This window comes from Pseudomonas sp. FSL W5-0203, assembly GCF_001896155.1.
Taxonomy (GTDB): domain Bacteria; phylum Pseudomonadota; class Gammaproteobacteria; order Pseudomonadales; family Pseudomonadaceae; genus Aquipseudomonas; species Aquipseudomonas paracarnis.
Genome location: NZ_MPOR01000080.1, coordinates 1 through 5999 on the forward strand (window position 1 = coordinate 1; position 5999 = coordinate 5999).

5 protein-coding genes are annotated in these 5999 nt (G+C 62.3%); 4 read left to right on the forward strand and 1 reads right to left on the reverse strand.

Annotation, left to right across the window (positions count from 1 at the left end):
- Nucleotides 1–122: 122 nt before the first annotated feature.
- The gene (locus BOP96_RS28900; protein WP_003191880.1) at nucleotides 123–1028 is read right to left on the reverse strand and encodes a LysR family transcriptional regulator; all 906 of its coding nucleotides are present in this window, start codon (nucleotides 1026–1028) and stop codon (nucleotides 123–125) included.
- 213 nt (nucleotides 1029–1241) lie between these two features.
- Here BOP96_RS28900 and BOP96_RS28905 point away from each other — a divergent pair, with 213 nt between their 5' ends.
- The 4 genes from BOP96_RS28905 (at nucleotide 1242) to BOP96_RS28920 (ending at nucleotide 5841) form a co-directional block, all read left to right on the forward strand.
- Nucleotides 1242–1853, forward strand: a complete 612-nt coding sequence (locus BOP96_RS28905; RefSeq protein ID WP_032901907.1) for a cysteine dioxygenase — start codon at nucleotides 1242–1244, stop codon at nucleotides 1851–1853.
- On the forward strand, nucleotides 1850–3433 hold the full coding sequence (locus BOP96_RS28910) for a rhodanese-related sulfurtransferase (RefSeq protein ID WP_073454702.1): 1584 nt from the start codon (nucleotides 1850–1852) through the stop codon (nucleotides 3431–3433). The genes BOP96_RS28905 and BOP96_RS28910 overlap by 4 nt, the downstream gene beginning before the upstream one ends.
- An 82-nt stretch (nucleotides 3434–3515) precedes the next feature.
- Nucleotides 3516–4490 carry an ABC transporter substrate-binding protein gene (locus BOP96_RS28915; protein WP_073454703.1) on the forward strand — a complete coding sequence of 325 codons (975 nt, stop codon included), beginning with the start codon at nucleotides 3516–3518 and terminating at the stop codon, nucleotides 4488–4490.
- A gap of 10 nt (nucleotides 4491–4500) precedes the next feature.
- The gene (locus BOP96_RS28920; RefSeq protein ID WP_073454704.1) at nucleotides 4501–5841 is read left to right on the forward strand and encodes an LLM class flavin-dependent oxidoreductase; all 1341 of its coding nucleotides are present in this window, start codon (nucleotides 4501–4503) and stop codon (nucleotides 5839–5841) included.
- The last annotated feature ends 158 nt before the right edge of the window (nucleotides 5842–5999 follow it).

The following is a 5999-nucleotide window of genomic DNA, read 5'->3' on the forward strand; positions in this document are numbered from 1 at the left end:
ACCGCAGGAATGGATATGTACTCGGTATAACTGTATCGACTGTCAGGCCGCTATCGCAGGCAAGCCAGCTCCCACAGTTTAATCGCGGGGTGTCAGGTGGATAAGCGTCGGCTGGCAGAGCGTCAGGCAGCGCTGCGGATCTTGTGCAAAGCGTCTGCCACCCATTGACCAAAAGCATCCACCGGCCCTTGCAGGTTGCCGAGAAAATGCGGATAGATCAGCCACAAATCCATCACCGGCTTGAAGTCCTTGAGGGGCATCGCCGCCAACTGCTCGCGATGAGCACTGCGTTCCAGCAACGGACGTGGCACCAGGCCAAGGCCGAGGCCGTCGGCCACCAGGCCCAGTTGCAGTTCAGTGCCAAAGGTTTCCAGGTTTACCCGCAGCGCCAGGCCCTGGTCAGACAAGGTGCGCTGCAACCCCGCACGGAACCCGCAGCCGTCCGGGTTGAGGATCCAACCGCTCTGGTACACGTCCGCCAGCTTGCAAGGCTTCTTCGGCAATTGCGCCTTGGCACAGACCACCACCAACTCCATCTTGCCGATGGACTCACCGACCAGGTTGTCCGGAAAGATCTTGCCCGCGGGGAACAACGCCACCGCCGCATCCAGTTCGCCGCGTTCGATCTTGCCGACCAATTGGCTGCCCCAGCCGGTGGCAACCTGGGCACGCAAGTCGGCGTATTCGCTGCGCAGGTGCTTGAGTGCGTCCAGCAGCACCACATCGCCGATGGTCTGCGGTACGCCCAGGCGCAGCACGCCGGTGGGCGGTGCATCGGTGGCCACCAGTTCGCGCAGGGCATCCATCTCGCGCAGGATCAACCGGCATTGCTCATAGACACGGGTACCGATCAGCGTTGGCTTGAGGGGCTTGGTGTTGCGGTCGAACAGTTCCACTCCCAGAGCCTGCTCGAAGTTCTGCACGCGGCGGGTGATGGCTGGCTGGGTCAGCTGCAACGACGCGGCGGCATGGCTGATGGACTGGCAACGAATCACTTCGACAAAGGCATCGATATCGTCAATTTTCATTTGGGCCGCACATACAGATCAGTCATTAAGATGTGCGTGAAGCATAGTGGCCGCACACAGGTCTGGATAGCCCAGCCAGTGATCAATAACGTCTAACACTATTCAAACCGGTTCTAAATTACCTCCGGCTATAAGCTAATCATTAAAAGATAGCATATTAAAAATAAACATTATGCTTAGATAAAAGCATACCAACAGCCCGATGGAATGGTCATGACCCAGGCCCGACACCCCGAGAGACTCAGAGCCTTCATAGGCGCCCTGGCGGAATTGATCGACGGCAACCCGCGTGAAGGCGACCTGCTGCACCGTGGCGGCAAGCTGCTGGCGCAACTGGTCAGCCACGATGATTGGCTGCCCGACGAATTCGCCCAGCCCGACCCCGAGCGCTACCAGCAATTCTTGCTACATGCCGATTCGCGCCAGCGATTCAGCGTGGTCAGCTTTGTGTGGGGGCCAGGGCAACGCACGCCGATTCATGACCACCGGGTGTGGGGGCTGATCGGTATGTTGCGCGGCGCGGAGGTTTCCCAGGGGTTTGCCCGGGCACCGGGCGGCAGCCTGGTAGCGCAAGGCGAACCCGTGCAATTGCTGCCGGGCCAGGTCGAGGCGGTGTCGCCCAAAGTCGGCGATATCCATCAGGTCAGCAATGCCCACGGCGACCAAGTGTCCATCAGCATCCACGTATACGGCGCCAATATCGGCGCGGTGCGCCGGGCGGTGTATCAACCCGACGGCAGCGAGAAACTGTTTATCTCCGGTTATTCCAACGCCTATCTCCCGAACATTTGGGACCTGTCCAAAGAAAAGAGCCCTGCCCTATGACCACCCTATCGACCCGCAGCTTTGCGCAGATTCGCCAGGCCCTGTTGGCACGCGAAGAAGTCGCGCTGATCGACGTGCGCGAAGAAGCGCCCTTTGCCGAGGCCCATCCGCTGTTCGCCGCGAATATTCCCTTGTCCAAGCTGGAACTGGAGGTGTACGCGCGCATTCCACGCCGCGATACCCAAGTCACCCTGTACGACAACGGCGAAGGGCTGGCCCAGCGCGCCGCCGAACGCCTGGTTGCACTGGGCTACACCCAGGTCAGCCTGCTGGAGGATGGGCTGGACGGTTGGCGTCGGGCCGGTGGCGAGCTGTTTATCGACGTCAATGTACCCAGCAAGGCGTTTGGCGAACTGGTGGAGAGCCAGCGCCACACACCGTCCCTGGCCGCCGAAGAGGTCCAGGCCCTGCTCGACAGCCAGGCCGATGTGGTGGTGCTCGATGCGCGCCGTTTCGACGAATACCAGACCATGAGCATCCCCAGCAGCATCAGCGTGCCGGGGGCCGAGTTGGTGTTGCGCGCCCGTGAGCTGGCGCCCGATCCAGCCACGCGCATCATCGTCAATTGCGCCGGGCGCACCCGCAGCATTATCGGCACTCAGTCGTTGATCAACGCCGGCCTCCCCAACCCGGTGGCAGCCCTGCGCAACGGCACCATCGGCTGGACCTTGGCCGGGCAGACCCTCGACCATGGCCAGGCGCGCCGCTTTGCGCCGACCTCGGAAAACCATCGCCAACTCGCCGCCCAAAAGGCACATGGTGTTGCCGATAAAGCCGGGGTCAAGCGTGCGACGCTCAATGATCTGCAGCGCTGGCAACAGGACGCGACCCGCACCACCTACCTGTTCGATGTGCGCACCGTAGAAGAATTCGAAGCCGGCCACCTGCCGGGCGCCCGCGCCACCCCGGGCGGGCAACTGGTGCAGGAAACCGACCACGTTGCCAGTGTGCGCGGTGCGCGCCTGGTCCTGGTGGACGACGACGGTGTGCGCGCCAATATGTCCGCGTCGTGGCTGGCCCAGTTGGGCTGGCAGGTGTACGTATTGGATGACCTGCAAGCGGAGCACTTCAGCGAGCGCGGCGCATGGGTCGCGCCAGTACCGCCGCCGCCCCAGGCCGAACTGATCAGCCCCCACACCCTTGCCGACTGGCTCGGCCATGGCGACACGCAGGTGCTGGACTTCACGGCCAGCGCCAACTACGTGAAACGTCATATCCCCGGCGCTCGGTGGGTGCTACGCGCGCAACTGCCCGAGGCCCTGAGCAAGGTACCGAGCGCCCAGCGCTATGTGTTGACCTGCGGCAGCAGCCAACTGGCGCGCCTAGCCGTGCCGGAAGTCGAGGCCCTCACCGGCAAGCCGGTCTTTTTGCTGCAGGACGGCACGGCCGGCTGGATCCAAGCGCAACTGCCCCTTGAGTCAGGCGAAAGCCACTTGGCGTCCCCGCGTATCGACCGCTACCGCCGCCCTTACGAAGGCACCGACAACCCTCGGGAAGCCATGCAGGCTTACCTGGATTGGGAGTTCGGCCTCGTGGAACAACTGGCCCGCGACGGCACCCATGGTTTCTACGTGATCTGATTCACCGCTGCACCGTTTCGCTCAACCGACCCCTTCTCCAGGCGGAGGTACTTTCCTTTACCCAACGCCTGGAGTTTTTCCCATGCTGTACGCCATTCCATTCAAACGCCTGTTGCTGGGCGCTGCCCTCGCCCTCGGCCTGCTTTCCACCGTCCAGGCTGGCGACCTGCAACCGCTGCGCGTGGCCAACCAGAAATCCACGATCAAGGCGCTGCTGGAAGCCTCGGGCGAAAGCCAGAACGTGCCCTACGAGATCAAATGGTCGGAATTCCCCTCGGCCTCGCCCCTGGGCGAAGCGCTGAACGCCGGCGCTGTGGATATCGGCGCCCTGGGCGATGCCCCTTATGTGTTCGCCCTCGGCGCCGGTGCCTCGATCAAGGTGATCAGCATCATCCATGCCGAAGGCCGTAACACCACGGCGCTGCTGGTGCCCAAGGATTCGCCGATCAAGAACGCGGCCGACCTCAAGGGCAAGAAGATCGTCACCGGGCGCGGCTCCATCGGGCACTACCTGGCGATCAAGGCCCTGAACGATGCCGGGCTGACCACCCAGGATGTGCAGTTCATCTTCCTGCTGCCCGCCGAGTCCCGGCTGGTACTCGACAACGGCACCGCCGATGCCTGGGCGACGTGGGACCCTTACACCACCGTGGTCACCTCACAGAGCAATGCTCGCGTGCTGGTGAGCGGCAAGCACCTGCTGAGCAATCATCTGTACTTCGCCGCCACCGGCCAAGCCATTGCCGACAAGCGCGTGCAACTGGACGACTTTGTCGCCCGCATTGATCGCGCCTACGCCTGGGCCAATACCCATCCCGAGCAATACGCCGCTGCCCAGGCCAAGATCACTGGCCTGCCACTGGCCGTGCATATAGAAGTGGCCCAGGACACCCATCTTTCCCCGGTCACGATTGACGATACGGTGATCCATGGCCTGCAAGCCACCGCCGACACCTATGTAAAAGAAGGCCTGCTGAGCAAACACATCGACGTCTCCCAGGGCTTCGATTCCAGCTTCAACGCCAAGCGTATCCCCCTCGAACAAGCCTCGCGCTAAGGAGCAGAACATGAGCAAGCCACGTCAATTGAAACTCGGTGCCATGGTGCACGGTGTCGGCCACGGTTGGGGCGAATGGCGCCACCCGCAGGCACAACCCGACGCCAGCACCAATTTCGGCTTCTACAAGCAGCAGACCGAACTGGCCGAAGCCGCCCGGTTCGACTTCGTGTTCATCGCCGACAGCCTGCATATCCACCCCAAGTCCAGCCCCCATTACCTCAACCGTTTCGAGCCGCTGACGATCCTCTCGGCCCTGGCCGCGCTGACCACTCATATCGGCCTGGTCGCCACCGTGACCGTCAGCTACACCGAGCCTTACCAGGTAGCACGCCAGTTCGCCTCCCTGGACCACATCAGCGGCGGCCGCGCTGGCTGGAACGTAGTCACCTCGTGGCTGAGCGGCACCGCCGATAATTTCGGCAAGGCCGAACACCCGCCCCACGCCGTGCGTTACCGCATCGCCAAGGAGCATTTGAATGTGGTCAAGGGCCTATGGGATTCCTGGGAGGACGACGCCTTTGCCTATAACAAACACAGCGGCGAATTCTTCACCCCAGGCAAGTTGCATGCGCTTAACCACAAGGGCGAGTTCTTCTCGGTCAAAGGCCCGCTGAACATCGCGCGTTCGCGCCAGGGCCAACCGGTGATTTTCCAGGCGGGCACTTCGCAGGATGGGCGTAACTTTGCCGCTGAAAACGCCGATGCGATTTTTGTGCACGTGGAAACTATCGACGAGGCCAAGGCCTACAGCGCCGATTTGAAACGCCGCGCCAAGGGCTTTGGCCGCGACCCGGACAGCCTGTCGATCCTGCCGGGTATCCGCCCGATTGTCGGGCGCGATGCCGCCGAAGTGGAAAGCCGCTACCAGCAAGCCGTGGCGCTGGTCACTGTGGAGGACGCCATCGTCGCCCTCGGCCGACCGTTCAACGACCATGATTTCAGCCAGTACCCGCTGGATGCGCCCTTTCCCGAACTGGGCGACCTGGGCGCCAACAGCCAGAAAGGTGGCTCCGAGCGTATCAAGCAACTGGCCCGTGACGAAGGCCTGACCCTGCGCGAAGTAGCCCTGCGTTTCTCACGGCCCCTGCGCGACTTTGTCGGCACCCCGCAACAGGTCGCGGATGCGATCCAAACCTGGTTCGAGAGCGGTGCCAGCGATGGTTTCATTATCAATTCGGTACTGCCGGATGGCTTGCAGTATTTCACTGAGTGGGTGGTGCCGGTGCTTCAACAGCGGGGGTTGTTTCGTACCGAGTACAGCGGCCACACCCTACGGGACAATCTCGGCCTGGAAGTGCCAGCGAACCGCTACAGCGTGATCGAACCCCACGAGAAAGCGCTGGCCTGAACACATTCCCCTGTGGGAGCGGGCTTGCCCGCGAAGGCGGTGTGTCAGTCACTGAATATTCAACTGAGCCACCGCTATCGCAGGCAAGCCAGCTCCCACATTGGTCATGTATTGCCCACAAAATCAGCGCCTGGCACAGATCCCCTGTGGAAGCGGGC

What these genes read in the sequence shown, in the direction of transcription:
- BOP96_RS28900 (WP_003191880.1), bottom strand. Translation starts at nt 1,028, where the DNA reads ATGAAAATTGACGATATCGATGCCTTTGTCGAAGTGATTCGTTGCCAG.
- BOP96_RS28905 (WP_032901907.1), top strand. Translation starts at nt 1,242, where the DNA reads ATGACCCAGGCCCGACACCCCGAGAGACTCAGAGCCTTCATAGGCGCC.
- BOP96_RS28910 (WP_073454702.1), top strand. Translation starts at nt 1,850, where the DNA reads ATGACCACCCTATCGACCCGCAGCTTTGCGCAGATTCGCCAGGCCCTG.
- BOP96_RS28915 (WP_073454703.1), top strand. Translation starts at nt 3,516, where the DNA reads ATGCTGTACGCCATTCCATTCAAACGCCTGTTGCTGGGCGCTGCCCTC.
- BOP96_RS28920 (WP_073454704.1), top strand. Translation starts at nt 4,501, where the DNA reads ATGAGCAAGCCACGTCAATTGAAACTCGGTGCCATGGTGCACGGTGTC.